Origin of the sequence: Proteus sp. fly-1008, assembly GCF_040140305.1 — a bacterium.
Lineage (GTDB): Bacteria > Pseudomonadota > Gammaproteobacteria > Enterobacterales > Enterobacteriaceae > Proteus > Proteus vulgaris_B.
This window is the reverse complement of record NZ_JBEEWH010000010.1, coordinates 84,158-111,045: the sequence shown is the minus strand read 5'-3', so window position 1 is coordinate 111,045 and position 26,888 is coordinate 84,158. Positions and strand designations below refer to the sequence as shown.

The window sequence follows — 26,888 nt, the reverse complement described above, 5'->3', positions numbered from 1 at the left end:
TTCTCTCCTTAAATTCTATTTTTTCAAGAACGGGGCGAACGCTTTACTATAGCGCTCTTCAAACCCATTTTCAGTTTTCACTATCATAAAGACAGGAATATTTAGTTCATTTGCTACTTCTAACCCCTTTTCAGGTCCTAAAACATTCAATCCTGTAGAAAGGCCATCAGCACTCATGCAAGTGGGGACAATCACAGTAATAGAAACAAGGTTATGTTTAATAGGATGACCTGTAGTTGGGTCAATAGTATGAGAATAACGGACACCGTTTTCTTCAAAGTAGTTACGATAATCACCAGAGGTTGCAATTGAATTATCACCCGGTTCAATAATTAACTGAACACTCTGTTTTGTACCATCATTAGCTGGTTTCTCAATCGCTATACGCCAAAGCTTGTCATTGCCATTTACGCCTTGTGTTCTTACTTCACCACCAATATCAACCATATAATTAGTGATATTCTGTGATATTAAATACTCAGCGACAGCATCGACACCATAGCCTTTAGCAATAGAAGAGAGATCGACATAAAGCTCAGGGATCTTCTTGATCAGCATATTTCCTTCAACAGCGAGGTAATCAATACCAATCCACTGTTTACGCTTTGCTAATTCATCTTCAGAAGGTTGGTGAGTAAATCGACCTTCTGGTCCAAATCCCCATAAATTTACTAACGGCCCAACGGTTACATCTAAAGCACCGTTCGTAATTTTATTAATACGAATGGCTTCACTCACTACTTTAGCAGTCGCAGGCGAAACAGGGAATGGTGTATTAATTTCACGACTTTGATTGAAACGACTCAATTCAGAATGAGGACGATATGTTGACATTTGATCGTTAACTTCTTCAAGAATACGATCGATCTCTGTTTGTAAGACGTTTTGTGGAGGTGAATTACTATCGGGGACATATTTAATCGAGTAATAAGTTCCCATTGTTTCGCCTTCTAATACCTGCTGTTTTTCACCACATGCAGACAATAGAACTAAAGCAGACAGCATCACTATCCAATTTATCATCTTTCTTTTTAACATAACTTTCTCTTCTGATCATGAGCGCCCACATAAGTGGGCGCTTGTCATTTCATTCATTTATGCTTTATGGGAGGTTAGGATCAACCGCCAAAGTCATCCAGCATAATGTTTTCATCTTCAACGCCTAAATCTTTGAGCATTTTAATAACAGCAGCGTTCATTACTGGCGGTCCACACATATAGAATTCACAATCTTCTGGTGCTGGATGATTTTTGAGGTAATTCTCAAACAACACATTGTGAATAAATCCAGTATATCCCGTCCAGTTATCTTCAGGTAAAGCATCTGAAAGTGCGACATTCCATGTGAAGTTTTCGTTTTCTTTTGCAAGCATATCGAAGTCTTCAGTGTAGAACATTTCACGCACAGAACGAGCACCATACCAGAAGCTAATTTTACGTTTAGAATGTAAGCGTTTTAACTGATCAAAAATGTGTGAGCGCATTGGTGCCATACCTGCACCACCACCAATAAAGATCATCTCTGCATCAGTTTCTTTAGCGAAGAATTCACCAAATGGCCCTGAAATTGTCACTTTATCACCTGGCTTTAATGACCAAATGTATGACGACATTATTCCTGGTGGTACATCAGGATTACGTGGTGGTGGTGTCGCAATACGCACGTTTAACATGATAATGCCATGCTCTTCAGGATAGTTTGCCATTGAGTAAGCACGTACTGTGGTTTCTTTTACATCAGAAACGTAGCGGAACAAGTTAAATTTATCCCAGTCTTCACGATACTCTTCTGGCACATCAAAATCTTCATAACGCACGGTGTGAGGTGGACATTCGATCTGAATAAATCCACCTGCACGGAAAGGTACAACTTCACCTTCAGGAATTTTTAATACTAATTCTTTAATGAAAGTTGCTTTGTTATCGTTTGAGATAACTTCACATTCCCATTTTTTAACACCGAAGATTTCTTCTGGTAATTCTAACTTAAGGTTGTTTTTTACGTTGACCTGACAGGCTAAACGACAACCCTCTTTAGCTTCACGCTTGTTAATATGCGAAAGTTCTGTCGGCAGAATATCACCGCCCCCCTCAAGCACTTTAACGCGACACTGGCCACAAGAGCCACCGCCACCACAAGCCGATGAAATAAAAATACCTTCGTTTGATAATACGTTTAGTAATTTATCACCTGCTGGTGCATTAAAGCTTTTGTCTGGGTCTCCATTGACCTCAACTGAAATATCCCCTGTATTGACCAGTTTTGATTTTGCGAACAAAATCAACGCTGTTAATACCAATACAATCAGGGTAAACATCACGACACCTAGAATAATTATATCCATGAGTTCTTCTCACCCTTTATAGCTGAACACCAGAGAAGGACATGAAACCTAATGCCATCAACCCTGTGGTGACAAAAGTAACGCCTAATCCTTTCATACCTGCCGGTACATCCGCGTACTTCATTTTCTCACGGATAGAAGCCAACAATACGATGGCTAACATCCAACCAATTCCAGAGCCGAAACCATAAACAATAGATTCACTAAAGTTATAGTCACGTTGTGCCATAAATGACACACCACCGAAAATGGCGCAGTTAACGGTAATAAGAGGCAAGAAGATCCCTAATGCGTTATACAGCGCAGGGAAATAACGGTCTAAAATCATCTCTAGGATTTGTACCAGTGCGGCTATCACACCAATGAAAGTGATAAAGTTTAAGAAACTTAAATCGACACCTTCCATTAATGCATTATCACGTAACACATAGTTGTAAACCAAGTTATTCAGTGGTACAGAAAGACCTAGAACAACAGTAACAGCGATACCTAATCCAAATGCCGTTTTTACGTTTTTAGATACAGCGAGGAATGTACACATCCCTAAGAAAAACGCGAGCGCCATATTCTCAATAAAAACAGCACGAACAAACAGGCTTATATAATGTTCCATGGCGATTAGTCCTCTTCAACCTGTGCAGGTTTTAATGTACGTAATCCCCAAATTAGCAAGCCAATGATAAAGAATGCACTTGGTGCTAACAGGAATAAACCGTTAGGCTGATACCAGCCACCATTCTGGATAGATTCCATCACGGTAATGCCAAATAATTTACCAGAACCGAAAAGCTCACGTAAAAATCCGACAAGGATCAAGATAGCGCCATACCCTAAGCCATTACCAATACCATCCATAAAACTTTCAATCGGTGGTGATTTCATTGCATAAGCTTCTGCTCGTCCCATAACGATACAGTTAGTAATGATAAGGCCAACGAAAACAGAAAGTTGCTTAGAGATTTCATACGCATAAGCTTGCAAAATTTGGTCAACAACGATAACTAATGAAGCAATAATCGCCATTTGAACAATAATACGAACGCTACTTGGTATGTAATTACGAATTAGTGAAATAAAGAAACTTGAGAATGCAGTAACCAGTGTTACAGCAATTGTCATCACGAATGCCGTTTCAAGTTTTGTTGTTACAGCCAGTGCAGAACACACACCCAATACCTGTAAAGCAATAGGGTTGTTATCTAACAATGGTCCAAGTAAAACGCGTTTAATTTCTTTTGTATCAGCCATTGATTTCTCCTTCACGTACTTTTTTCAGGAATGGGCCGAAACCTTTTTCACCTAACCAGAAGTCGAACATATGCTGGATGCCATTTGAGGTCAGTGTCGCACCAGAAAGTCCATCAATACCATAAGGATTACCAGAAGCAGCGCCACTACGTACAATCTTGATAGCAGGTACGCCTTCCTCATTGATTAGACGCTTACCTTTCCATTGTGCTTTCCACTGTGGATTGTCAACCTCTCCCCCTAAACCGGGCGTTTCACCATGAGCATAATAAGTAATACCTTTGGAGGTTACACCATCAATATCAACCGCTATAAAAGCATACATCACAGACCATAAACCTGAACCATAGACAGGTAGTACGACTTCTGTTGTTTTACCTTGCTCATCAAGGACAAAATACACTTCTGCTGTATTTGAACGTCGGCGAATTTTGGCAAAATCATCTGCCGGTGATAGTGCAATTGAAGTATCGTCACTACGTAATGCCGTATTTAAATCAAAATTACCTTTACTATCAGTCAGTTCACCTGTCTGAAAATTAACAATTTTTGCTTTAATACGAGTGTCATACACTTTCAATACATCTGTTGCGCTCATTTTAGGTACAAGCAATCCAGCAACATCAAGAATATTACGTTGTTTATCAAGAAGTTTTTGTTCTTCTTGTTTAGACTTAAGTCCAACCGCGGCCCCTGCTACTACGACGGAACACACAAGACACAGAATAAATACAACGAGAAACGTTCTTGCGACGCTATCTTTGTTTTTCTCTTTAGCCACGAGCTTTTCTCCGCTTAATATTCGCCTGAACAACCACATAATCGAACAGTGGTGCAAATAAGTTTGCGAATAAGATTGCCAGCATCATTCCTTCTGGGTAAGCCGGATTGACGACACGAATAAGCACAGCCATTACGCCAATCAAAATACCGTAAGCCCATTTACCTTTATCAGTAAATGATGCAGATACTGGATCTGTTGCCATAAACATCATACCAAACGCAAAACCACCTAAAACAAGGTGCCAGTGCCAAGGCATTGAGAAGAGAGGATTGGTATCTGAACCGATAAAATTAAACAGATATGACATCACGATCATGCCTACCATTACTCCTGCAACGATACGCCATGAAGCGATACGAGCAAAGAGAATGACAGCACCACCAATTAAGATCATCAGCGTTGAAACTTCACCAATCGAACCTGGAATATATCCCAGAAAAGCATCCATCCAAGAGATAGGTTGTTGGGTAACTGTGTTTAATAATGCGCTTTCACCTGATACAGACCATTGTGACAATGGTGTTGCACCCGAGAAACCATCAGCAGCAGTCCAAACCAGATCACCTGAAATTTGAGCTGGATAAGCAAAGAACAGGAATGCACGACCCGCTAATGCTGGGTTCAAGAAGTTACGACCTGTACCACCAAAAATTTCTTTTGCGATAACAACACCAAACGTAATACCTAGTGCAGCCTGCCAAAGTGGTAGCGTTGGCGGTACAATCAAAGCAAACAGTATGGATGTAACAAAGAAACCTTCGTTAATTTCATGCCCACGAATGAAAGCAAAAAGTACTTCCCAAAACCCACCAACCGCAAAAACAACAAGATAAATAGGTAAAAAGTAAGTTGCACCAAGTAACATCTTACTTCCCCAACCTGCATCCGTTGCTAATGATGCACCAAGGTATTGCGCAAGGCGATAATGCCAGTCGGAAGCGATGATTTGCTGTAATTCTACGCCACTATATAACTGATTCAGTGCAGGGATCGCTTGGTGGCCGACATTATACATTCCCCAAAACATTGCTGGAAAAACGGCTAACCAAACCAAGATCATCATGCGTTTTAGATCGATAGTGTCACGAACATGTCCACCATTACGCGTTACTGTGCCTGGCGTATAAAATACTGTGGTCACAGCCTCATAAAGTACGTACCATTTTGCTAATTTGCCACCGGGCTCAAAATGGTGCTCTACTTTTTCAAATAAATTTTTCAAACCCATGAGTTACCCTTCCTGCTCAATTTTGGTCAATACTTGGCGCAGTGCTGGGCCATACTCATATTTGCTTGGGCAAACATAAGTACATAATCCCAAATCTTCTTCATCCAATTCCAAACAACCTAATGCTTGCGAACTGTCTGTATCACCTACAACTAAATCACGTAATAAATGCGTTGCCATAATGTCTAATGGCATAACACGCTCATAGTTACCAATTGGTACCATTGAACGTTCGCCACCATTCATTGAAGTTGTAAAAGCAAAGCGTTTATTTTTTAGGAAGTGACCGATAGTTGTACGAGTGATAGAAAATTTATCGCTACCCGGCATACCCCAACCAAATAACTCTTTATCACGACCTTCTCGTAATACAGAAACTTGATTATGGAAACGACCTAAATAGTGATGAGCCTCATCAGATTTCCATCCCCATAACACAGAGCCAGAAATAATGCGGTTTTCATCATCAACTAATTGATCTTTGGTTAACTCATAGAGATCAGCCCCTAAACAAGTACGCACTAAACGCGGTGCTTTTACTTGAGGGCCGGCTAATGCAACGACGCGTTCAGTGTATAAAGAACCTGTTGTAAACAAGTAACCAATAGCAATCACATCTTGGTAATTTAAATGCCAAACCATTTTCTTAGCACTGACAGGCTCTAAGAAATGAATGTGAGTACCTACCAATCCTGCTGGGTGAGGACCAGAAAATTGGTTATAGCTAATTTGTCCGTCATTTAATTTTGCAGGTGATTTTTCGCCATGACAAACATAGACCTTTCCTTCAGTTAATCTGGTTAAAACAACAAGGCCATCATTAAATGCCTTCTCATTTTGCTCAATAATAACCATAGGATCAGCCGCAAGTGGATTGGTATCCATTGCAGAAACAAAAATGGCAACAGGTGTTGTACCTAAATGCGGAGTACGACTGTAAGGACGAGTCCTTAACGCAGTCCACATGCCCGATTTAACAAGGTTGGTTTCAACCTGTTCACGGGTCAAATCTGACAACGCAGCGCTATCATAGCGATTGAAGGTAATTTCTTCGTTGCCATCAATTTCTATCACGATAGATTGGAACACACGGCGTTCACCGCGGTTAATTTCAACGACTTTACCACAAGCTGGGCTGGTGAAAACAACACCGGCATTCTTTTTATCTTCAAAAAGAATTTGCCCTTTTTTTACATGCTCACCTTCCGAAACCATCATAGAAGGACGCATACCGACATATTCTTCGCCTAGCAGTGCTACGCGTTGAATCGCGGGTCCGTCTTCTATCACTTGGGCAGGCGCTCCTGCAATTGGGAGGTCGAGTCCTTTTTTAATTTTAATCATAAGATTTGCACAAGTTTATCAGTTAAACCCTAAGCTACAAATTCACCCCGAAAATGTAGCGACTCTGTAATAAAAACATCTTAAGGTGTTTTTGAACCTTAAGTTATTTATCTCCGATAATTGTTACTATTTTCTCTTATTCTGCCGACCTGAATTTTATCATCTCAGCCTAACCCTGTCTGACTATTCGAGTGATTTAGCTCAAGCAAATGGGAATATTATTTTGACTGAAACGTTAACAACTCGTATAAACCGAATTAAAATATCATCTTTCTCGACGATCGCTTAAATTTTACACAGAATATTTTGTAATAGAAAAGAAACCATCTCAGATTTTAATTTACAAATTTATTGCTTCATAGCAATCTACGATCTACTTTATCAACAAATTTTAAGCTATTTTTCTGATAAAACCATGACCAGTCACGCAAAACAACTAATCAGTTTTTTAACATTAATGTTAACTTCTTTATTAGTTAACGCCGAGAATAGTTCAAGATTTCTAATGGAACCTGTTAAAAAAAGTACAGGACAGCCTATCTATATTCAGATTTTCAAAGAAGAAAGCTTACTTGAACTTTATACAGAAAAATTAGATGGGCAATTAGAAAAAGTACGTACTTACCCCATCTGTAGCTATTCTGGTGGGTTAGGCCCTAAAAAGTTTCAAGGTGATTTAAAAAGTCCAGAAGGCTTTTATCAGGTTAATTTTTCACAATTAAATCCGAATAGTCGATTTTACCGAGCTATCAATCTAGGATTTCCTAACCAATACGATAAATCAAAAGGATACACAGGGGATTTTTTAATGATCCATGGAGCGTGTAAATCGGTTGGTTGTTATGCAATGACCGATTCAGTTATGGATGAAATTTATCAGTATGCTGAACTAGCCCTGAAAAATGGACAATCAGTGATCAATATTCATATTTTCCCATTTAAAATGACTAACGAAAATATGAAGAAACATCGCTATTCAACGGACATAGATTTCTGGCAACAACTTATGCCCGCCTATCAATATGTCGAAGAGCGCAAACAGATCCCTTCTGTAACTGTTAAGGATGGACACTATCTTGTTAATAGCACCTCAATTGTACCTAATCAAGCCATCCTTAATTTATCACAAAATAGTGAAAGTAAATGGCTACAGGATACGCACACCACGATCAAATAATACAAACTCCCCCACAGGAATACGTTGCCAAGACTCATTTCCAGTAAGTGGTAATGTTGAAATAACAGAAACAACATCATCTGATTGTGTATGTTGCTGAAAATCAATTTCTACATCTTGATCAAGTAGTTTTGCTTTTCCAAAAGGCGCTTTTCGCGTGATCCAATGCAAATTTGTTGAACAATATGCCATAACAAATCGTCCATCGGATAACAGCATATTAAAAACCCCTTTTTGCCTTAATTGAGAGGCTAAAGTAGCAATAAAACGAAACACAGCCGGCCAATTAGCAGGTGTTCGTTTATAACGCTCTTCAAGTTGATTTAAAATCCAACAAAATGCTTTTTCACTGTCTGTTTGACCGATAGATCTAAAGCGTCCTGTTTCAAGAGATTGATAGCCTTTTAATTGACCATTATGTGCATAGGTCCAGTTTTTACCCCATAATTCACGGGTAAAAGGATGGGTGTTTTCTAAAGAGACATTTCCTCGATTCGCCTGACGAATATGGGCAATGACAGCCTCAGATTTAATCGGATATTCTTGAACAAAGCGAGCGACAGGTGAAATAGCACTGGCTTGAGGGTCTTTAAATGTGCGACACCCTAGTCCTTCGTAAAAGGTAATTCCCCAACCATCTTTATGAGGCCCAGTTTTGCCCCCTCTTGGAATTAACCCACTTAGGCTAAAATTAATATCTGTCGGTACATTTGCACTCATGCCTAATAATTCACACATCGCTCACTCCTTCTTGTCGATGTTTATTGCTGATTTATAGCAATCTCAATAACGACTTACTTTTCCATTTCTTTTTCAATTAATTGGATCAGAATATGGATAACTTTGATATGGATTTCTTGGATGCGATCAGCATAACCAAAATGAGGAACACGAATTTCAATATCCGCAGTTCCATCCATTTTGCCACCGTCTTTACCCGTTAGCGTAATGACTTTCATGCCTTTTTCACGCGCAGCACTAATCGCTTTGATGATATTGCCTGAGTTACCTGAAGTTGAAATTCCCAGCAGAACATCACCTTCTCTACCTACAGCTTCAACATAACGTGAAAATACATATTCATAGCCAAAATCATTACTCACACATGAAATATGGCTTACATCAGAAATCGCAATGGCAGGATAACCTGGACGATTTTCACGGTAACGCCCTGTCAGCTCTTCAGCAAAATGCATTGCATCACAATGAGAACCACCATTACCACAAGATAATACTTTGCCACCAGCCTTAAACGAATCTGCTAATAATACAGCTGCTTTTTGAATAGCTTCAATGTTTGCATCATCTTGAAGAAAGCGAGAAAGGGTATCTGCTGCTTCTGTTAACTCACCACGGATAAGATCTTGGTACATAGGATTTTTACTCCAGAAAGGGTAATCGAAATTTTCTGTTTCTCAGTGTAACGGATTCGATGTCATGAAAGAAGATACCCATTACCGACAAATGCTAACTTCTCTCATTTACGAATAATTTGTGAGCTATATTGTAATTAGAATGTAAATATATTGATAAAAGTTAGTGACTAGATTAGATCTAAATAACAAACAACAGGTCTGACCTCTGATCTCTTGCTAAATACAGGAGTTTATTATGACACTACTCAGTATTGCACTTTTCATTATTCTTATTGGCATACTTAGTTATCGCAAATCTGGTATTGCGGTAAGTAGCCTTGTCCTTATTGCTTACACTTTTGTAATGGGTCTAGTCAATATTTGGAGTTACTGGCTACTTCTTCCCGTTGCATTAGTTTTATTACCCTTTACACTTCCGTCTATTCGTAAAACCTATATTTCTGCTCCTGCACTTAAAGCATTTCAAAAAGTCATGCCTTCTATGTCTAAAACAGAACAAGAAGCCATTGATGCAGGTACAACATGGTGGGAAGGTGAGCTTTTCCGTGGCGCTCCTGATTGGAAGCAATTGCATAATTATCCCAAACCACAACTCACCGCTGAAGAACAAGCGTTTCTTGATGGTCCAGTAGAAGAAGTTTGTCGTATGACAAATGACTTTGAAATCACTCATGAGTTAGCTGACTTACCACCTGAAATCTGGCAGTACCTGAAAGATAATCGCTTCTTTGCGATGATTATTAAAAAAGAGTATGGCGGATTAGAGTTTTCTGCCTATGCACAATCTCGTGTATTGCAAAAGTTGGCTGGAGTATCTGGTATTTTAGCTATCACAGTTGGTGTACCTAACTCTTTAGGCCCTGGTGAACTTCTTCAGCATTATGGTACCGATGAGCAGAAAAAACGCTATTTACCCGGTTTAGCCAAGGGAGATGAAATTCCTTGCTTTGCTTTAACCAGCCCTGAAGCTGGCTCTGATGCAGGTGCGATCCCAGACAGTGGTATCGTTTGCATGGGAGAATGGCAAGGAGAGCAAATATTAGGTATTCGTTTAAATTGGAATAAGCGCTATATCACCCTTGCACCTATCGCAACCGTATTAGGATTGGCGTTTAAATTGCGTGATCCTGAACATCTTTTAAGTAACGATGAAAACCCTGGCATTACCTGTGCATTAATTCCCACCTATGTAAAAGGCGTTGAAATTGGCCACCGCCATTTCCCATTAAACGTTCCGTTTATGAATGGCCCTACTCGCGGTAAAGATGTTTTTGTTCCTATTGATTACATTATTGGTGGGCCAAAAATGGCAGGACAAGGCTGGAGAATGCTGGTGGAGTGCCTTTCTGTTGGTCGTGGAATTACTCTACCTTCAAACTCGACCGGTGGATTAAAAAGTGTGGCAATGGCAACGGGCGCTTATTCTCGTGTACGCCGTCAATTCAAAATTCCTATTGGTAAAATGGAAGGTATTGAAGAGCCATTAGCACGTCTAGCTGGTAACGCTTATCTTTTAGATGCGGCTGCAACCTTAATTACCACTGGTATTATGTTAGGGGAAAAACCTGCCGTTCTATCTGCTATCGTCAAATATCATTGTACTCATAGAGCACAACGTGGTGTTATTGATGCAATGGATATTGTTGGTGGTAAAGGGATCTGCCTTGGAACTTCAAACTTTGTTGCCCGTTCTTATCAAGGTTCGCCTATTGCGATCACCGTTGAAGGTGCCAATATTTTAACACGTAGTATGATCATTTATGGTCAAGGTGCTATTCGTTGCCACCCTTATGTGTTAGATGAAATCGCCGCAGCACGTGACAGCAATCTACATGATTTTGACCGAGCCTTATTTGGCCATATCGGGCATGTTGCAAGTAACACCTTACGAAGTATTTGGTTAGGTATCACTAATGGTCGTTTAAGTGCATCACCAACCAATGATGAAACACGTCGTTACTATCAGCAAATTAACCGCCTTAGTGCCAATATGGCTTTATTATCTGATGTTTCAATGGGGGTTTTAGGTGGAAGTTTAAAACGTCGTGAGCGTATTTCTGCTCGTTTGGGTGATATTTTAAGCCATATCTTCCTCGCTTCTGCGACCTTAAAACGCTATGAAGATGAAGGTCGTCATACTGCCGATTTGCCATTAGTACATTGGGGTGTGAAAGAGTGTCTATACCAAGCTGAAAATGCAATTGATGAACTGTTACGTAATTTCCCGAGCCGAATGATCGCAGGTACTATGCGCGCCATTATTTTTCCTCTCGGTAAAGTGCAGAAACTGCCATCTGATAAACTAGACAGTAAAGTGGCTCAAATTATTCAACAACCATCTGAAACTCGCGATCGTATTGGTAGAGGCCAATTCTTAACACCTTGTGAACACAATCCACATGGTTTAATGGAAGAAGCATTACTTGATATTTTGGCAGCAGAACCTATTTTCGACCGCATTTGTCGCCTCTACGAGAAAAAATTCAGTTTTACTCAATTAGATAAGTTAGCAGATAAAGCATTAGCAGATAAACGAGTGACACCAGAAGAGGCTGATATTTTACGTAAAGCTGAACAAAGTCGCTTACGGAGTATCAATGTTGATGAGTTTGACTTTGATGCACTGGCGGTGCCCGCAAAAAAGTCTAAAACGAGTGATACTAAAACAGATAAAGCAGCCTAGTTTATTTATATGAAGGGCATATCACCCGCTGAATAAAACAAAACACCTCATAACTAAATAAGTCATGAGGTGTTTTTATTTCAATAAAAGTAAGACTAATAAAAAGGATTAATTAAAGATTTAACTCCAACGCTAATAATTCTTCTATGGTTTGACGGCGTCGAATTAATTGAGAAGCCCCTTTTATTATTAATACTTCTGGAATAAGAGGACGACTATTATAATTAGATGACATTGAAGCGCCATAAGCCCCTGTATCATGAATAATTATGTAATCACCCACTTGAATTTGAGGTAACAAACGAGGGGTAACTGTGCCACCTTCCTGCTGAGTAAAAACATCACCCGATTCACAAAGCGGGCCTGCAACAATAGTTTCTTGTAATTCTATCATTGGCTTTATTTGCCCATGATTATCTAAAACTGAAATTTGATGGTAACTTCCATACATAGCAGGGCGCATTAAATCACTAAATCCAGCATCCACCAGTACATAGTGACGGCTTCCCATCGATTTAACCGCTCTTACTTGAGAAACTAATACACCAGACTCAGCCACTAAGAAACGTCCCGGCTCGATTTCAAGCTCAATATCATGACCAAGATGTTGTGCAATACGTTGACGTGCTTTATCCCACAACGAAAAATAGTGAGTTAAATCGACCGTAGCATCACCTTCTTGATATGGCGTTGATAATCCGCCACCAGCTGAAATTGCTTGAATATCAACCTTAGCGGTAAGCACTTGTTCTACCATTGCATCACAAACGCTTGATAGATGCTGATAATCGACCCCTGAGCCAATATGCATATGAAAACCAACTAGAGTTAGGTTGTATTGTTGGATCACAGATAATGCTTCAGGAACATCATCGAACCAAATACCATGCTTACTATTTTCACCACCTGTATTAGTTTTTTGGCTATGTCCGTGACCAAATCCAGGGTTGATTCTTATCCAAACAGCATGCCCTTGATTGCGTTCACCTAATTGACGAAGCATATCTATAGAACCTGCATTAACAGGAATATCTAACTCAATAACACGTTCAATAGTTTTTTCATCCAATAAATCAGCAGTAAAGACAATCTCACTTTTTTCTCTACCGCCTTGATAACCTGCCACTAAAGCACGTTCAATTTCACCTAATGAAACCGAGTCTACTTTTACCCCCTGCGCTTTCATTAAACGTAAGATATGAATATTTGAGCAAGCCTTTTGAGCAAAGCGAACCACATCAAACGATTTTAGTTGAGCAATACGTTCAGAAATTGTATCGCCTTGATAAATCCATAATGGCGTTCCATACGTTTGCGCGAGTTGATATTGAGCCATAGTGATTGATGTTGTCATAATATTTACTCATAAAAGTCACTGGTGAATAAAATGATTATTAATTAACTTAAAAAGGAATAAAAATATCAAATAAGCTACACTCTATTCATCTGTGATATAGGAATAATAAATGAAAGCTCCTTTTAACTGGCGACATATTGAAATATTTCATGCTGTAATGACGACACAAAATCTCACTGAAGCAGCTGAATTACTGAAAACCTCACAACCTACTGTAAGTCGAGAGTTATCACGTCTTGAGCATTTATTATCATTTAAGTTATTTGACAGGATAAAAGGTCGGCTTCAGCCCACAGCAGAAGGATTACGATTTTTTGAAGAAGTGCAACGCTCTTATTATGGTTTAGATAGGATCATTAATGTTGCTGAAAGTATTCGTCATTTTCGACAAGCTGAACTAAATATCACTTGTTTACCTGCATTCGCTCAATCATTGCTGCCTTCTATTTGTCGTCAATTTATTGATCAACATCCCGATGTCAATTTAACTATCGTCCCTCAAGAATCACCATTGTTAGAAGAATGGCTATCAGCTCAACATTATGATTTAGGATTAACAGAACACACCCAGACACCAGCAGGAACTCGACAAGAAACACTGTTAACACTCAATGAAGTTGCCGTTTTACCTAAGTCACATCCATTGTGTCAAAAAACATTGTTACACCCGTCTGATTTTCAGAACGAGCGTTTTATCAGCTTATCTGTTAATGATACTTATCGACAGCTCATTGATACCGTTTTTATTCAAGAAGGAATAACGCGACAATTAATCATGGAAACACAAAGTGCTGCATCTATTTGCGCCATGGTCAGTGAAAATATCGGCATTTCAATTGTTAACCCTATTACTGCTCTTGATTACCTCAATAAAACACTTTGTATTCGCCCTTTAAGTTTTACAATCCCTTTTACTATAAGCTTAATTTGCCCATCTCACCGCCCATCATCACAACTGGTTTCCTATTTTATTGATGTAATGAAAAGTGCATTAGCGAATTACCCTGCACACTTAAAGCTCGCCTTTACCCGATAAACCAAGCCAATGTGAAGAGGATGAAAACCATTCAACAAGAAAATCGAGCAATACACGTACTGCAGCTGGCATATTTTGCCGACTTGCTAAAACAGCATAAATCCCCATAGGTTGAGCTTGATAGTCAGCTAAAACGTGTTCTAACTCTCCACTTTCAAGATAAGGTTTTGCTGAATAATAAGGCTGTAATGATATCCCCGCTCCTTTTAATGTTGCCTGTAATAACACAACGGATTCATTAGCACTCAAATTACCGCCAACGGGCACAGAATAACGCTTATCTCCTAAATTGAATTCCCACAAGCTACGACCAAAAAAACGATAAGTTAAACACTGATGTTGAGCGAGATCATCCGGTGTTTTCGGTATTCCTTTTTTTACTAAATAATCTTTATGAGCACATACTACAGAAAGGCATGTTGCCAGCGGCCGCGCAATTAAATTAGGCTCAAGATGATTAGTAATACGCAAAGCAATATCAATGCGTTCTTCCACCAAATTCACTGTTTGATTAGTAATTTGTAAATCGACAGCAATTAAAGGATAACGCTGCATAAACTCACAAATAGCAACAGATAAAATGCTATTTGCTAATGATTGTGAACTGGTAATACGAACAAGCCCACTAATTTGATGACGCTCTTTAGGAATATTGGCAGGGATACGTTCTGCCATTTCTAATAATTGCAAACTTTGTTCATAAACCATCTCACCAACAGATGTTAAGCTCTGTTTGCGTGTCGTTCTATGCAATAAACGAACACCCGCCCATTCCTCCATTTCATTTAAATAGCGAGTTACCATGGCTCTAGACATGCCTAGATAATCAGCAGCTTTTATCATGCTACCTTGCTTCACAATAGTCACAAAAACTTCTGATGCTTTTATTTTATCCATTTTATTTGCTCGATTTACGCAACAATTAATTGCCTGAAATGGGGTTTTTCTCTTGTTTTATGCAACATATTATAGTCAGCAACAACATTATGGAGAAAACAAAAGATGAAAAAATTACTTCCTTTAACACTTGCAACAACCGCCTTCTTCGCAACTTCAGCATTAGCTACTGAATTAACATTAGATATCTATAATCCAGGAGAGGCGAGTGTTTTTCCTGTTTCTTCTGAAATTATTTATGGTGATAAAGATGCTGTTTTAATTGATGCTCAATTTCAGAAAAATGATGCACAAGCCTTAGTTGATAAGATCAAAGCTTCTGGAAAAAACCTGACTTATATTTATATCAGCCATTCAGATCCTGATTTTTATTTTGGATTAGATGTTATTACTGATGCGTTTCCAAATGCTAAAGTGATTGCAACTGCGCCCACAATCAATGCAATCAACGAAACCCAAGCAGGAAAACTGGCCTACTGGAGCACAGTACTTAAAGAAAACGCCCCTAAAAAAATCATCATTCCTGAAGAGGTAACAGGCGATAGTTTTTCTATTGAAGGAGAGACTATTTCTATCAAAGGATTAGATAGCCAATCTCCAGATAGAACATATCTTTATGTTCCAAAACTGAACGCAGTGATGGGGGGTGTTTTAGTTTATGAAAATATTCATGTCTGGTTAGCAGATACTCAAACTATCACAGAGCGCCAACATTGGGTTAAAGCATTGCAACAAATAAAATCACTCTCACCAAAAACTGTTATTCCAGGCCACTATTTACCTAAAGTAACATATAGTCTACAAGCAGTTGACTTTACAATGAATTATCTAATTGAGGCTGAGAAAAATCTTGAAAAGACAAAAAATTCAGATGAATTTATTGCAGTGATGGAAAAAACTCATCAGAATTTAGCAGATAAATCAAGCTTAGAGCTCAGTGCAAAAGTACTTAAAGGAGAGATGCAATGGCCTCAGTAACAAGCAGTACAGGTAACACTCATAGTACTAAAATATTGCACTATGTTTACGATCCTCTTTGTGGTTGGTGTTATGGCATTGCTCCCCTTATTGAAGTAGTGAGTAATATATTTCCAGATGCTATTAAGTTACATGGTGGTGGTTTATTTACACCAACAAGAGCCGTAACCGGTGGTCAATCATGGAAAGAGCACGTCACCCCCATTGATGAACGTATTAGTCAGTTATCAGGTCAAGTATTTAGTCATGCATATCGTGACACTCTTGGTAACACAGAAATGGTATTAAACTCTCTGTTACCTATTTCAGCTATTCTTGTTGCCCAAATAATGGGAAAGCGTGACGTTTATTTATTAAAAGCATTACAAGAAGCCTATTACCTTGACGGTTTAAATATCAGTGATAAAAACACACTATTATTTATTGTGAAAAAGCTAGACTTTGATGTTGAACAGTTTGCATCTTTACTGTCTGAAATTAATGAAGCACAAACTCAACAACATTTAAGTCAAACACAGCAATTAATGAGCCAAGTTAATGGCCGTGGTTTTCCGACACTATTTATTGAAGATGCTCAAGGTTATCACCTGATATCAGTTGAAAAATATTTAGGTAATACAAAACGTTGGCAGCAATTTATAACAGAAAATCTATAATCAATTTTATAGTGTGCTGATTTATTTACGTATTTCTGCACACTACCTTCTTTATTATTCAAAACATTACCCATTTTAAATGTTATAAATATAAAATTATCAATAAACTAAAAATAGAAACTAAGCACCATTAGTGTCGAAAAAGATAAACAAGAACCAAATGCGACTTTGTTTAAATATTCTTTTGTGGTTATTAATACGATGCAATACACACAAAGCCCCAACAAAGAAGCACCTAAAAGAATATAAGGTAATTTTTCAAATCCACACCATGCACCAATTGCACCAAACAATTTCACATCACCAAAACCCAATACACATTCTTGATAAATAAAATATCCCCATAAATAAATGCCATAAAACAGCCCCGTTCCCATTAAAAAACCATAAAAAGCATGATGAAAAAGGACTAAACCATATGTAGTATAATTTATTGATAATCCTAAAAATAACAACCAAAATGTTAAGTCATTAGGCAACAAAAAATAGTCCGCATCAAAAATAGAAAGCATTAATAAATAAAAAGTTAACATTGAAAATATTATCAATAAAGACAATGAATTAATTGAAGTTATCCAATAAAGAAAAATAACAAAATAACTAAAAATAAGCTGATAACGCCGAGATTTAGGCAATAAAGATAATAAAGAATAAAATGTACAAATTTTAATTGTCATAAAAAAATAACTAAGAAAAGAGAGCAAGAAATCACGTTTAAAGAGAAAATAAATAAAATTCATAAATATCAATTCCTTATTTTTTACAGCTCCTGTGAGTTAACTGTATAAGAGAATAAATTGAATACCGAGAATTCTTTTATAATTACCCTAAAAACATGAAATTTTGCGACAAAACTCGCAAGAAAAATCACGCTATAATAACGATAAAAGCAAAGTGATAACTTGCATGCCATAATGTCATGCGTATGATGCATATCACATATTTTATTTATCACGGTTAACCATCTTTTACGTAAGGGTTTCACGTTATGCGTATTCCTCGCATTTATCATCCAGAATCACTCACAACAGGCATGCAAACAACATTAGATGACGAAGCATCTAATCATGTTGGGCGTGTATTAAGAATGTCTACAGGGCAAAAATTGGCATTGTTTGATGGTTCAAACCAGGTGTTTGATGCCGAAATCATTGAAAGCACAAAAAAGTCAGTCACAGTGCAAGTAAATGAAGGCATTGTTGATGATAAAGAATCCCCTCTCGACCTCCATTTAGGGCAAGTATTGTCTAGAGGTGAAAAAATGGAGTTTACTATTCAAAAATCAGTAGAGTTAGGTGTAAATACAATTACGCCACTGATCTCAGAGCGCTGTGGTGTTAAACTAGATCCAAGCCGTTTAGAGAAAAAACATCAACAATGGCAAAAAATTATTATCTCAGCCTGTGAACAGTGTGGTAGAAATACACTTCCACAATTGATGCCAGTGATATCATTAGAAGAATGGTGTGCTCAAAATGATGATAGTTTAAAACTCAATTTACACCCTAGAGCAAACCAAAGTATTAATACCTTACCCTTACCTGTTAAAAAAGTGCGCTTATTGATTGGCCCTGAAGGTGGGCTTTCCCCCGAAGAAATAGCCATGACAGCAGAGCACCATTTTACTGATATTTTATTAGGTCCTCGTGTATTAAGAACTGAAACAACAGCGCTCACCGCAATCACCGCTTTGCAGGTTCGGTTCGGCGATCTGGGATAAAGGAGAAGTAATGATTAAATTAGGTATTGTGATGGATCCAATTTCATCCATCAAAATCAAAAAAGACACCAGCTTTGCCATGCTATTAGAAGCACAGCGCCGTGGTTGGGAAATTCATTATATGGAAATGAACGATCTTTACCTACATCAAGGTGAAGCTCGCGCTCATACTCGTTTACTCAGTGTAGAAGAAAACCCAAAAAAATGGTTTGAATTTGGCCAAGAGCAAGATATTGCTTTAGGTGAACTTGATACTATTTTAATGCGTAAAGATCCGCCTTTTGATACCGAGTTCATCTACGCAACCTATATTTTAGAGCGTGCAGAAGATATGGGAACACTCATTGTTAATAAGCCACAAAGCTTGCGTGATTGTAACGAAAAACTCTTCACAGCGTGGTTCCCAACATTAACACCAGATACTTTAGTTACCCGTGAAGCTAAACATTTACGGGCTTTTCATGAAAAACACGGTGATGTGATCTTCAAACCATTAGACGGTATGGGTGGCGCATCTATTTTCCGTTTGAAAAAAGACGATCCTAACGTAGGTGTCATTATCGAAACACTCACAGACCATGGCCATCGTTTCTGTATGGCGCAAAATTTCTTACCTGAAATTGTTGATGGTGATAAACGCATTCTTGTTGTAGACGGCGAACCTGTTCCTTATTGCTTAGCACGTATTCCTGCAAAAGGGGAAACTCGTGGCAATTTAGCGGCTGGTGGTCGTGGTGAAGCTCGCCCATTAACAGAGAGTGATTGGGCAATTGCACGTCAAGTCGCACCTATACTTAAGCAAAAAGGCCTTATTTTTGTTGGCTTAGATGTTATTGGCGATCGCTTGACTGAAATTAACGTCACAAGCCCAACTTGTGCGCGTGAAATTGAAGCTGCTTATCCTGATGTATCTGTAACAGGTATGCTAATGGATGCAATAGAAGTACGCCTAAATAAGAAAAACTAACTTTTAATCCCCCCCGCTAAAGGGTTTAAAAGTCTGAACCTAGCCCCTACATATAAATAGATGGTATACATTAAGAAATACAATGTATAAAGGGCTAGGTTTTTTACTAAAAATGATCAGGGAACAGTATTACTATTATGAATTTACTTAACCATTTTCTTATTGCTATGCCTTCATTAAGCGATCCGCTATTTGAGCGTTCGGTCGTCTATGTTTGCGAACATAATGAAAACGGTGCGATGGGCTTAATTATTAATAAACCTATCGAAGACATCTCAGTGGAAGGCGTATTAGATCAACTAGAGATTTTTTCAACGGACAGAGACGAAGCGATTAGCTTACAAAAACCTGTGATGTCAGGAGGTCCAGTTGCAGAAGAGCATGGTTTTATCTTACATACTCCGGTGTCAGGTTTTAGCTCTAGCATAAAAATCAGTGACAGCACCATGATCACAACATCCAAAGATGTATTAGAAACCTTAGGCACAGCAAGACAACCAGAAAAAACATTAGTTTCTTTGGGATATTCCAGCTGGGAACAAGGTCAGTTAGAGAAAGAGATTTTAGAAAATAGTTGGCTTACAGTTGAAGCTGCGCCTCAGATTATTTTTGATACCCCTATTGCTGAACGTTGGCATAAAGCTGCTGAATTAATTGGGATTAATATCCATACTATTTCGCCTATAGCGGGTCACGCATAATGTCAAACAGAACAGTAATGGGCTTTGATTTTGGCACTAAAAGTATTGGTGCTGCTATTGGCCAAGAGATCACAGGAACTGCTAGACCTTTAGCTTCATTTAAAGCCAAAGACGGTATTCCTGATTGGTCTCAGATCGAAAAAATCATAAAAGAATGGCAACCTGATTTAGTCATTGTGGGTTTACCTCTTAATATGGATGGCACGGAGCAATTAGTCACAACCCAAGCAAAAAAATTTGCCAATCGCCTACATGGTCGATTTGGTGTACAAATTGCCTTGCATGATGAACGCCTTAGTACCGTTGAAGCTCGTTCTCACCTTTTTGAGCGTGGTGGCTATCGTTCATTAGATAAAGGCAGTGTGGATGCAACATCTGCCGTTATTATTCTTGAAAGCTGGTTTGAACAGCAATGCTAACAAGTGCACGTCATGCAAAACGACAGGTCTTGTTAATCTCACTCTTAAGCAATCAATCTCGTTGAATTAATCCTTCATGTTGACGTTGCTGACGACTTAACATGAAGGTTTGCATGCCATATTCACTACCCGTTTGCATTAATGTTGTTACTTGGTGATATTTCCCTTCTCTAATAAGATGCGAAATGCCCTGCGTAACTTGCATTATTTCAAATAATGCCACTCGCCCACCTTCAGTTGAAGGTACCAACTCTTGTGAAATTATCGCCCTCAAACTGCATGCTAATTGTGATGAAATCCATTGACGCTCATTACCTGCAAATACGTTAGTAACACGTTCAAGTGTTTGTGTTGCGCCTTGAGTATGCAAAGTAGCTAGAACTAAATGCCCTGTTTCAGCTGCGGTTAAAGCTAACTTAATGCTTTGTGCATCTCTTAACTCACCTAGCATAATAACGTCTGGATCTTGACGTAAAGCACTCTTTATTGCACTTGCACTATTTTTCACATCGCGTCCAACCTCTCGTTGCTGAACAACACTTTGTTTATTGTTATGTATAAATTCAATTGGATCTTCTAATGTCAAAATATGCTGACGTTGATATTGATTTAAATGATCAATCATCGCGGCTAATGTCGATGACTTACCACTGCCTGTAGCCCCAGTAACTAAAATAAGCCCATAAGAATAGTTATCTAATAATGTTGAAACCGACTTAGGTACTCGAAGTTTATCTAAAGAAGGGATTTGTGTTTCAATTATTCTTAATACTGCTGAAACACCTTTTTGTTGTCGAAACAAATTAATACGAAGCCGTTGCCCACAGGGCAATGTAAGTGCTGTATCAATCTGACCTTCATTCTCAAAAATTTGCTTTTGGGCATCCGTCAAAAAAGGCCTGAACCACGCAAGTAGACTATCGGAAGTGATAGGTTTACATTGATTTTGTTGATAAAGTATTCCATTGATCCGTAATCGTGGTACATCGCCACAACAAAGATGCAGATCAGAGGCGTTATGCTTTACACTATACGCAATTAAATTTTCCATTTTCATCTTATTATCTCCTGAGTTGCCATGAATACTATTAAACAGAATCTCGTCAATGTCAGGTCTCACATTGACACAGCAGCGCAGAAATGCGGCCGTTCTTCAGAAGAAATAACACTACTTGCAGTGAGCAAAACAAAACCTGCGAGCGACATCGAAAAAGCAATCGCGTGTGGGCAAACTGAATTTGGTGAAAACTATGTCCAAGAAGGCGTTGATAAAATCAATTATTTTGCTGATAACCACACTTTAGTTTGGCACTTTATCGGTCCTCTACAGTCAAATAAAACACGCCTTGTTGCTGAAAATTTTGATTGGTGCCATACCATTGATAGATTAAAAATCGCTCAAAGATTAAGTGATCAACGTCCTACTTCATTGCCACCATTAAATGTACTTATTCAAATCAATATTAGTGATGAAAACAGCAAATCAGGTATTAATCTCACTGAACTTGATGGGCTAGCAGCACAAATTTCTATTCTTTCAAGCATTAAATTACGTGGATTAATGGCTATTCCCGCACCTGAAAGTAATTATGACAAACAAGTTGAAGTATTAGAAAAAATGCATCTTGCCTTTAAGCAATTACAATCTCAATATCCCAACATAGATACATTATCTATGGGAATGACGAGTGACATGGATGCTGCTATTGCTTGTGGTTCAACACTTGTTCGTATTGGTACAGCAATTTTTGGCGCAAGAGATTACGCGACTAAGTAAAAATAGAGGTTTATATGGAACATCGTAACATCGCTTTTATTGGCGCTGGAAATATGGCTCAAGCCATTATTGCTGGATTGATTCAAGGTGGATATCCAGCACATAAAATAACCGTCAGCTCTCCTTCTGCCATTCGCAGAGAGCCTTTAGAGAAAGAGTTTGGTATCCATAGTACTAATGACAATATTAGCGCAGTGAAAAAAGCGGATGTCATTATACTGGCTGTAAAACCTCAAATGATGGAAGAAGTTTGTAAGCCCTTACAAAATATTGATATGAGTAAAAAGTTAGTCCTCACTATCGCTGCTGGCATTCCTGCTACACGTTATAACGACTATTTTGCAGCTCAATTACAACTCGTTCGTATTATGCCAAACACGCCTGCACTCGTAGGTAAAGGCTTAAGTGGTATGTTCGCGTGCCATTCACTTTCATCTCAAGATAAACAATTCGCCGATGAATTAATGAAAAGTGTCGGAACAACTGTTTGGGTAGAGCAAGAATCTGCCATCAATGATATTATCGCCGTTGCTGGTAGTGCACCCGCTTATTTCTTCTTGTTTATGGAATCAATGCAACAAGAAGCTGAACGTTTAGGTTTTTCACCTGATGTAGCAAAAGCCATCGTGCAACAAGCGGCAAGTGGCTCTACTGCCTTAGCTGAAAAGCAACATATGCTACCTTTCTCAACTTTACGCGAGCAAGTAACATCAAAAGGTGGAACGACAGCCGCTGCGCTTATGCAGTTTTATGAAGGTAAATTACCTGAAAACGTCGCTTCTGCCATGCAAGCTGCGATTAAACGTGCGCAAGAAATGGAAAAACAATTTTAATTTCATCAGGGCCAACTAATGAATTTTTTAAATTTCGTCATTCTGACTCTTCTTCAACTCTATACATCCGTACTTTTATTACGTGTTTGGATGCAATGTGTTAGAGCTGATTTTTATAATCCTTTTTCACAATTTATCGTCAAGATCACACAGCCAATTGTTCGCCCATTAAGAAGTGTAATTCCTTCTATTGGCCCTATTGATACAGCCTCCGTTTTACTGGCATATGTATTAATTCTACTAGGTATTATTATTCCATCTTATCTATCTGGAACATCATTTCCTTTATCTTTAATGTTCCCATTTGCTTTTATTGAACTACTCACAGCAGCAGGTAAGATGATTTTTTGGTTGATCATTATCCGCGCGATCCTTAGCTGGGTAAGCCAAGGTCGTAATCCAATTGATCATCTTTTATATCAATTAACAGAACCTTTAATGGCACCTATTCGTCGTGTAATTCCGGCAATGGGTGGTTTAGATTTCTCTGCAATGATTGTTATTCTCGTGCTTTACGCTCTGAATTATCTGCGTGTAGACGTTTTACAATGGTTACTTAGCGCAACTCTTTACTAAGGATAACACTCATGCAAAAAGTAGTACTCGCAACAGGAAATCAGGGAAAAGTCAAAGAGCTAGCCTCTTTGCTTTCTGATTTTGGTTTAGATATTGTTGCTCAAACAGAGCTTGGTGTTGATTCAGTTGAAGAAACTGGCTTAACTTTTGTTGAAAATGCGCTAATTAAAGCGCGTTATGCAGCAAAAGTGACCGGTTTACCTGCAATTGCCGATGACTCAGGAATTTCGGTTGATGCTTTAGGTGGTGCACCAGGAATTTACTCAGCACGCTATGCAGGTGTAGATGCAAGCGATCAGCAAAATCTGGATAAATTGCTTAATGCAATGAAAGATGTACCTACTGAAAAACGCCAAGCGCAATTTAATTGTGTATTGGTTTATATGCGCCATGAAAACGATCCAACACCTCTGATTTTCCACGGTATTTGGCATGGTGTATTAAGCACAGAAATGCATGGTGAAGGTGGATTTGGTTATGATCCTATTTTCTTTGTTCCAGAGTTAAATTGCACTGCAGCGCAATTAACTAAAGAGCAAAAAAATCAGCACTCACATCGTGGTAAAGCACTTAAATTAATGTTGGATGCGCTTAAGAATGCTTAAGTTGCCCCCATTAAGTTTATATATTCATATTCCTTGGTGCGTACAAAAATGCCCTTATTGTGATTTCAATTCACACACACTAAAAGGTGAAGTACCACATCAGGAATATGTGCAACATTTACTCAATGACTTAGATGCTGATCTTATTCACGTTGGTTCTCGTGAAGTTCAAACGATATTTATTGGTGGTGGAACACCTAGTTTATTAAGTGCTGAATCAATGGCTGATTTGCTTTATGGCGTTAAAGAACGCTTAGCTGTTAGCCCTAATGCAGAAATTACCATGGAAGCAAATCCGGGAACCGTAGAAGCTGAACGCTTTGCCGGATTCCAACGTGCTGGTGTAAATCGTATTTCTATTGGTGTGCAAAGTTTTGGCAATGACAAACTTATTCGCTTAGGGCGCATTCATGATGCAGATGAAGCTAAAAATGCAGCTCGTTTAGCCAAAGAATTAGGCTTACGTAGTTTTAATTTAGATTTAATGCATGGATTACCAGACCAATCATTATCTCAAGCGCTTTCGGATTTACAGCAAGCAATAGAATTATCCCCACCACATTTGTCTTGGTATCAATTAACCATTGAACCCAACACACAATTTGGTTCCCGCCCGCCTAAATTACCTGACGACGATATGTTGTGGGATATTTTCTCAGAAGGCGATAAATTATTGACAGCTGCAGGCTATCAACAATATGAAACATCAGCATATTGCAAGCCGGGTTTTCAATGTGAGCACAACTTAAACTATTGGCGTTTTGGAGATTATTTAGGTATTGGCTGTGGTGCTCATGGAAAAATAAGTTTTGAAGATGGTCGCATAATGCGAACAGTAAAAACCAAGCACCCTAAAGGTTTTATGGAAGGCCGTTATCTCGATCAACAACATTTTGTTGATAATGATGACCGTCCATTTGAATTTTTTATGAACCGTTTTCGCCTATTAGAAGCATTTCCAAGACAAGACTTCAGCAATTATACGGGGCTTTCTGAAGAGGTTATTCGCCATCAGATAGATGAAGCATTGGCTTTAGGTTATATCAATGAAACAGATACTCATTGGCAAATTACACCTCATGGCAAGCTGTTCCTCAACTCATTGCTTGAACTATTTCTTTAATATTAATGATTTGAAATAGCTAGCTTAAAAAATGCCCATACTGTTATTCTCAGTTGGGCATTTTTCTTTAATAACAAACTTTAAAGATTAATCAATTAAAGTGCACTTTCTACTGCTTCAATCTGTTTAGTTAAGCTATCTAAACCACCGCCAGAGAGATACCAAAGATCAGCTTGCAGATAAACAATACCACCATTTTTATAGGCTGAAGTTGTTTTGATAGCATCATCTTCAAATACGGTTTTTTCTAATTTACCCGCACCAATAGCTTCGCTACGATCCACAATTAGAATAACATCTGGATTAGCTTTTGCGATCATTTCTGATGTAACTACACGACGTTTACCTTTATCTTCCTCTGCTACAGGTGGTAACTCGGCTCTTTTTGCCTTAACAACATCATAAACAACACTTTGATTATTAGGCATTAAATTACCAGCATTATGCATCAACACTAATATTTTTTTATCAGATTCAGTAGCTTTTTTCTGAGCTTGCTCAATAACGTTATTTAATTTAGTAATTTGTTCTTGAGTCGCTTGCTGTTTATCAAATAACTCACCTAATAATTTTATATTCGACTCAACTGAATTGAGATAATTAGCGCTATTAGTACCTAAATTAACAGTAGGTGCAATTTTCGCTAAAGCTTCATAAGATGCACCTTGGCGACCAGTAATAATGATTAAATCAGGTTTAATTTCAGCTAGTTTTTCTAAGTCAGGCGCTTTCATACCACCGACATTAGCAACATTACTTGCAATACTACCTTTAATGTAAGCAGGGGCATTACCTAACGGTAACCCAACCACTTTATCGGCTAAGCCTAACTGAACTAAAGAATCATAGAGGCCAAAATCAAATAGGACCACTTTGGATGGGTTCTTAGCGACCGTTGTTTCACCTAACAAGTGTTTAATCACCATCTTGTCATTCTGTTGACTAATAACTTGGTTAGGTTGATATTCAATTGGCGTTTTGCTTAACGCAGAGAAACTCGTTACAGAAAGGATAGATGCGATAACTAAAGGAAGGATCTTCTTCATTAATTTTGCCCT

General features: G+C 38.4%; 28 protein-coding genes. 14 read left to right on the top strand and 14 right to left on the bottom strand.

Annotated elements, in window-relative coordinates; translation table 11 throughout:
- Positions 1–15 precede the first annotated feature (15 nt).
- The 7 genes from ABN256_RS15510 to ABN256_RS15480 form a co-directional block, all read right to left on the bottom strand.
- A complete protein-coding gene (locus tag ABN256_RS15510; protein ID WP_072070897.1) occupies positions 16–1,038 on the bottom strand; it encodes an FAD:protein FMN transferase in 1,023 nt (340 codons plus the stop codon).
- 80 nt (positions 1,039–1,118) lie between these two features.
- The gene (gene nqrF / locus ABN256_RS15505) at positions 1,119–2,345 is read right to left on the bottom strand and encodes an NADH:ubiquinone reductase (Na(+)-transporting) subunit F (protein WP_072070898.1); all 1,227 of its coding nucleotides are present in this window, start codon (positions 2,343–2,345) and stop codon (positions 1,119–1,121) included.
- A gap of 16 nt (positions 2,346–2,361) precedes the next feature.
- Complete coding sequence (gene nqrE / locus ABN256_RS15500) at positions 2,362–2,958, bottom strand: NADH:ubiquinone reductase (Na(+)-transporting) subunit E (RefSeq protein WP_006534792.1); 597 nt, start codon at positions 2,956–2,958, stop codon at positions 2,362–2,364.
- Between the two features lie 5 nt (positions 2,959–2,963).
- The gene (locus tag ABN256_RS15495) at positions 2,964–3,593 is read right to left on the bottom strand and encodes an NADH:ubiquinone reductase (Na(+)-transporting) subunit D (RefSeq protein WP_072070899.1); all 630 of its coding nucleotides are present in this window, start codon (positions 3,591–3,593) and stop codon (positions 2,964–2,966) included.
- On the bottom strand, positions 3,586–4,374 hold the full coding sequence (locus tag ABN256_RS15490; protein WP_196553668.1) for a Na(+)-translocating NADH-quinone reductase subunit C: 789 nt from the start codon (positions 4,372–4,374) through the stop codon (positions 3,586–3,588). Before ABN256_RS15490 ends, ABN256_RS15495 begins: the two co-directional genes overlap by 8 nt.
- Complete coding sequence (locus ABN256_RS15485) at positions 4,367–5,605, bottom strand: NADH:ubiquinone reductase (Na(+)-transporting) subunit B (protein WP_196553667.1); 1,239 nt, start codon at positions 5,603–5,605, stop codon at positions 4,367–4,369. The genes ABN256_RS15490 and ABN256_RS15485 overlap by 8 nt, the downstream gene beginning before the upstream one ends.
- 3 nt (positions 5,606–5,608) lie before the next feature.
- Complete coding sequence (locus ABN256_RS15480; protein WP_072070902.1) at positions 5,609–6,949, bottom strand: Na(+)-translocating NADH-quinone reductase subunit A; 1,341 nt, start codon at positions 6,947–6,949, stop codon at positions 5,609–5,611.
- Positions 6,950–7,364: 415 nt separating this feature from the next.
- Here ABN256_RS15480 and ABN256_RS15475 point away from each other — a divergent pair, with 415 nt between their 5' ends.
- A complete protein-coding gene (locus tag ABN256_RS15475) occupies positions 7,365–8,126 on the top strand; it encodes a L,D-transpeptidase family protein (protein WP_196553666.1) in 762 nt (253 codons plus the stop codon).
- Here ABN256_RS15475 and ABN256_RS15470 read toward each other — a convergent pair.
- A complete protein-coding gene (locus ABN256_RS15470; RefSeq protein WP_196553665.1) occupies positions 8,097–8,864 on the bottom strand; it encodes a class II glutamine amidotransferase in 768 nt (255 codons plus the stop codon). The two genes, ABN256_RS15475 and ABN256_RS15470, sit on opposite strands and share 30 nt — an antisense overlap.
- 56 nt (positions 8,865–8,920) lie before the next feature.
- Positions 8,921–9,499 carry a D-sedoheptulose 7-phosphate isomerase gene (lpcA, locus tag ABN256_RS15465; protein ID WP_072070905.1) on the bottom strand — a complete coding sequence of 193 codons (579 nt, stop codon included), beginning with the start codon at positions 9,497–9,499 and terminating at the stop codon, positions 8,921–8,923.
- 238 nt (positions 9,500–9,737) lie between these two features.
- Between lpcA and fadE the strand changes: the two genes are divergently transcribed.
- Positions 9,738–12,185, top strand: coding sequence for an acyl-CoA dehydrogenase FadE (gene fadE, locus ABN256_RS15460; RefSeq protein ID WP_349439698.1), 2,448 nt, complete (start codon positions 9,738–9,740; stop codon positions 12,183–12,185).
- Between the two features lie 112 nt (positions 12,186–12,297).
- Here fadE and lysA read toward each other — a convergent pair whose 3' ends face one another.
- On the bottom strand, positions 12,298–13,539 hold the full coding sequence (gene lysA / locus ABN256_RS15455; protein ID WP_349439697.1) for a diaminopimelate decarboxylase: 1,242 nt from the start codon (positions 13,537–13,539) through the stop codon (positions 12,298–12,300).
- A gap of 112 nt (positions 13,540–13,651) precedes the next feature.
- Between lysA and ABN256_RS15450 the strand changes: the two genes are divergently transcribed.
- Positions 13,652–14,578, top strand: a complete 927-nt coding sequence (locus ABN256_RS15450; RefSeq protein ID WP_196553662.1) for a LysR family transcriptional regulator — start codon at positions 13,652–13,654, stop codon at positions 14,576–14,578.
- Here the strand turns inward: ABN256_RS15450 and ABN256_RS15445 are convergent.
- Positions 14,555–15,475 (bottom strand): LysR family transcriptional regulator, encoded by a 921-nt coding sequence (locus ABN256_RS15445; protein ID WP_072070909.1) that lies wholly within the window; start codon positions 15,473–15,475, stop codon positions 14,555–14,557. The two genes, ABN256_RS15450 and ABN256_RS15445, sit on opposite strands and share 24 nt — an antisense overlap.
- Positions 15,476–15,580: 105 nt before the next feature.
- On the opposite strand from ABN256_RS15445, the gene ABN256_RS15440 reads away from it, so the two are divergent.
- Both ABN256_RS15440 and ABN256_RS15435 read left to right on the top strand, forming a co-directional pair.
- The gene (locus tag ABN256_RS15440) at positions 15,581–16,453 is read left to right on the top strand and encodes an MBL fold metallo-hydrolase (protein ID WP_349439695.1); all 873 of its coding nucleotides are present in this window, start codon (positions 15,581–15,583) and stop codon (positions 16,451–16,453) included.
- A complete protein-coding gene (locus ABN256_RS15435) occupies positions 16,441–17,109 on the top strand; it encodes a DsbA family protein (protein ID WP_349439693.1) in 669 nt (222 codons plus the stop codon). The genes ABN256_RS15440 and ABN256_RS15435 overlap by 13 nt, the downstream gene beginning before the upstream one ends.
- Before the next feature lie 107 nt (positions 17,110–17,216).
- Here the strand turns inward: ABN256_RS15435 and ABN256_RS15430 are convergent, their stop codons facing one another.
- Positions 17,217–17,642 (bottom strand): prepilin peptidase, encoded by a 426-nt coding sequence (locus tag ABN256_RS15430; protein ID WP_349439692.1) that lies wholly within the window; start codon positions 17,640–17,642, stop codon positions 17,217–17,219.
- A gap of 455 nt (positions 17,643–18,097) precedes the next feature.
- Here ABN256_RS15430 and rsmE point away from each other — a divergent pair, with 455 nt between their 5' ends.
- From rsmE to ruvX, 4 genes are all read left to right on the top strand, one after another.
- Positions 18,098–18,829: a 16S rRNA (uracil(1498)-N(3))-methyltransferase gene (gene rsmE, locus ABN256_RS15425; RefSeq protein WP_349439691.1), complete on the top strand. Its 732-nt coding sequence runs from the start codon at positions 18,098–18,100 to the stop codon at positions 18,827–18,829.
- A 10-nt stretch (positions 18,830–18,839) separates the two neighbouring features.
- Positions 18,840–19,796 carry a glutathione synthase gene (gshB, locus tag ABN256_RS15420; RefSeq protein ID WP_196553657.1) on the top strand — a complete coding sequence of 319 codons (957 nt, stop codon included), beginning with the start codon at positions 18,840–18,842 and terminating at the stop codon, positions 19,794–19,796.
- A 137-nt stretch (positions 19,797–19,933) separates the two neighbouring features.
- Complete coding sequence (locus ABN256_RS15415) at positions 19,934–20,497, top strand: YqgE/AlgH family protein (protein WP_072071101.1); 564 nt, start codon at positions 19,934–19,936, stop codon at positions 20,495–20,497.
- Positions 20,497–20,916 (top strand): Holliday junction resolvase RuvX, encoded by a 420-nt coding sequence (gene ruvX / locus ABN256_RS15410; protein WP_072071102.1) that lies wholly within the window; start codon positions 20,497–20,499, stop codon positions 20,914–20,916. Before ABN256_RS15415 ends, ruvX begins: the two co-directional genes overlap by 1 nt.
- Before the next feature lie 52 nt (positions 20,917–20,968).
- On the opposite strand, the gene ABN256_RS15405 is transcribed toward ruvX, so the two are convergent.
- Entirely contained in the window at positions 20,969–21,973 is a 1,005-nt protein-coding gene (locus tag ABN256_RS15405) for a type IV pilus twitching motility protein PilT (RefSeq protein WP_340895407.1), read from the bottom strand.
- A 21-nt stretch (positions 21,974–21,994) separates the two neighbouring features.
- Here ABN256_RS15405 and ABN256_RS15400 point away from each other — a divergent pair, with 21 nt between their 5' ends.
- Genes ABN256_RS15400 through hemW form a run of 5 tightly spaced genes read left to right on the top strand, consistent with a single transcriptional unit; the run spans position 21,995 to position 25,830 of the window.
- Positions 21,995–22,693, top strand: a complete 699-nt coding sequence (locus ABN256_RS15400) for a YggS family pyridoxal phosphate-dependent enzyme (protein ID WP_349439690.1) — start codon at positions 21,995–21,997, stop codon at positions 22,691–22,693.
- Positions 22,694–22,707: 14 nt separating this feature from the next.
- Positions 22,708–23,526 (top strand): pyrroline-5-carboxylate reductase, encoded by an 819-nt coding sequence (gene proC / locus ABN256_RS15395; RefSeq protein WP_349439689.1) that lies wholly within the window; start codon positions 22,708–22,710, stop codon positions 23,524–23,526.
- 18 nt (positions 23,527–23,544) lie between these two features.
- Positions 23,545–24,102, top strand: a complete 558-nt coding sequence (locus tag ABN256_RS15390) for a YggT family protein (RefSeq protein ID WP_072071106.1) — start codon at positions 23,545–23,547, stop codon at positions 24,100–24,102.
- Positions 24,103–24,113: 11 nt separating this feature from the next.
- Positions 24,114–24,707 carry an XTP/dITP diphosphatase gene (locus tag ABN256_RS15385; protein WP_196553652.1) on the top strand — a complete coding sequence of 198 codons (594 nt, stop codon included), beginning with the start codon at positions 24,114–24,116 and terminating at the stop codon, positions 24,705–24,707.
- Positions 24,700–25,830, top strand: coding sequence for a radical SAM family heme chaperone HemW (gene hemW / locus ABN256_RS15380; RefSeq protein ID WP_072071108.1), 1,131 nt, complete (start codon positions 24,700–24,702; stop codon positions 25,828–25,830). Before ABN256_RS15385 ends, hemW begins: the two co-directional genes overlap by 8 nt.
- Before the next feature lie 95 nt (positions 25,831–25,925).
- On the opposite strand, the gene ABN256_RS15375 is transcribed toward hemW, so the two are convergent.
- Positions 25,926–26,876 (bottom strand): siderophore ABC transporter substrate-binding protein, encoded by a 951-nt coding sequence (locus ABN256_RS15375; protein WP_349439687.1) that lies wholly within the window; start codon positions 26,874–26,876, stop codon positions 25,926–25,928.
- Positions 26,877–26,888 lie beyond the last annotated feature (12 nt).

Coding starts and splice junctions, on each gene's coding strand:
- ABN256_RS15510 (WP_072070897.1), bottom strand. CDS start 1,038: ATGTTAAAAAGAAAGATGATAAATTGGATAGTGATGCTGTCTGCTTTA.
- nqrF (WP_072070898.1), bottom strand. CDS start 2,345: ATGGATATAATTATTCTAGGTGTCGTGATGTTTACCCTGATTGTATTG.
- nqrE (WP_006534792.1), bottom strand. CDS start 2,958: ATGGAACATTATATAAGCCTGTTTGTTCGTGCTGTTTTTATTGAGAAT.
- ABN256_RS15495 (WP_072070899.1), bottom strand. CDS start 3,593: ATGGCTGATACAAAAGAAATTAAACGCGTTTTACTTGGACCATTGTTA.
- ABN256_RS15485 (WP_196553667.1), bottom strand. CDS start 5,605: ATGGGTTTGAAAAATTTATTTGAAAAAGTAGAGCACCATTTTGAGCCC.
- ABN256_RS15480 (WP_072070902.1), bottom strand. CDS start 6,949: ATGATTAAAATTAAAAAAGGACTCGACCTCCCAATTGCAGGAGCGCCT.
- ABN256_RS15475 (WP_196553666.1), top strand. CDS start 7,365: ATGACCAGTCACGCAAAACAACTAATCAGTTTTTTAACATTAATGTTA.
- ABN256_RS15470 (WP_196553665.1), bottom strand. CDS start 8,864: ATGTGTGAATTATTAGGCATGAGTGCAAATGTACCGACAGATATTAAT.
- lpcA (WP_072070905.1), bottom strand. CDS start 9,499: ATGTACCAAGATCTTATCCGTGGTGAGTTAACAGAAGCAGCAGATACC.
- fadE (WP_349439698.1), top strand. CDS start 9,738: ATGACACTACTCAGTATTGCACTTTTCATTATTCTTATTGGCATACTT.
- lysA (WP_349439697.1), bottom strand. CDS start 13,539: ATGACAACATCAATCACTATGGCTCAATATCAACTCGCGCAAACGTAT.
- ABN256_RS15450 (WP_196553662.1), top strand. CDS start 13,652: ATGAAAGCTCCTTTTAACTGGCGACATATTGAAATATTTCATGCTGTA.
- ABN256_RS15445 (WP_072070909.1), bottom strand. CDS start 15,475: ATGGATAAAATAAAAGCATCAGAAGTTTTTGTGACTATTGTGAAGCAA.
- ABN256_RS15440 (WP_349439695.1), top strand. CDS start 15,581: ATGAAAAAATTACTTCCTTTAACACTTGCAACAACCGCCTTCTTCGCA.
- ABN256_RS15435 (WP_349439693.1), top strand. CDS start 16,441: ATGGCCTCAGTAACAAGCAGTACAGGTAACACTCATAGTACTAAAATA.
- ABN256_RS15430 (WP_349439692.1), bottom strand. CDS start 17,642: ATGTTAACTTTTTATTTATTAATGCTTTCTATTTTTGATGCGGACTAT.
- rsmE (WP_349439691.1), top strand. CDS start 18,098: ATGCGTATTCCTCGCATTTATCATCCAGAATCACTCACAACAGGCATG.
- gshB (WP_196553657.1), top strand. CDS start 18,840: ATGATTAAATTAGGTATTGTGATGGATCCAATTTCATCCATCAAAATC.
- ABN256_RS15415 (WP_072071101.1), top strand. CDS start 19,934: ATGAATTTACTTAACCATTTTCTTATTGCTATGCCTTCATTAAGCGAT.
- ruvX (WP_072071102.1), top strand. CDS start 20,497: ATGTCAAACAGAACAGTAATGGGCTTTGATTTTGGCACTAAAAGTATT.
- ABN256_RS15405 (WP_340895407.1), bottom strand. CDS start 21,973: ATGAAAATGGAAAATTTAATTGCGTATAGTGTAAAGCATAACGCCTCT.
- ABN256_RS15400 (WP_349439690.1), top strand. CDS start 21,995: ATGAATACTATTAAACAGAATCTCGTCAATGTCAGGTCTCACATTGAC.
- proC (WP_349439689.1), top strand. CDS start 22,708: ATGGAACATCGTAACATCGCTTTTATTGGCGCTGGAAATATGGCTCAA.
- ABN256_RS15390 (WP_072071106.1), top strand. CDS start 23,545: ATGAATTTTTTAAATTTCGTCATTCTGACTCTTCTTCAACTCTATACA.
- ABN256_RS15385 (WP_196553652.1), top strand. CDS start 24,114: ATGCAAAAAGTAGTACTCGCAACAGGAAATCAGGGAAAAGTCAAAGAG.
- hemW (WP_072071108.1), top strand. CDS start 24,700: ATGCTTAAGTTGCCCCCATTAAGTTTATATATTCATATTCCTTGGTGC.
- ABN256_RS15375 (WP_349439687.1), bottom strand. CDS start 26,876: ATGAAGAAGATCCTTCCTTTAGTTATCGCATCTATCCTTTCTGTAACG.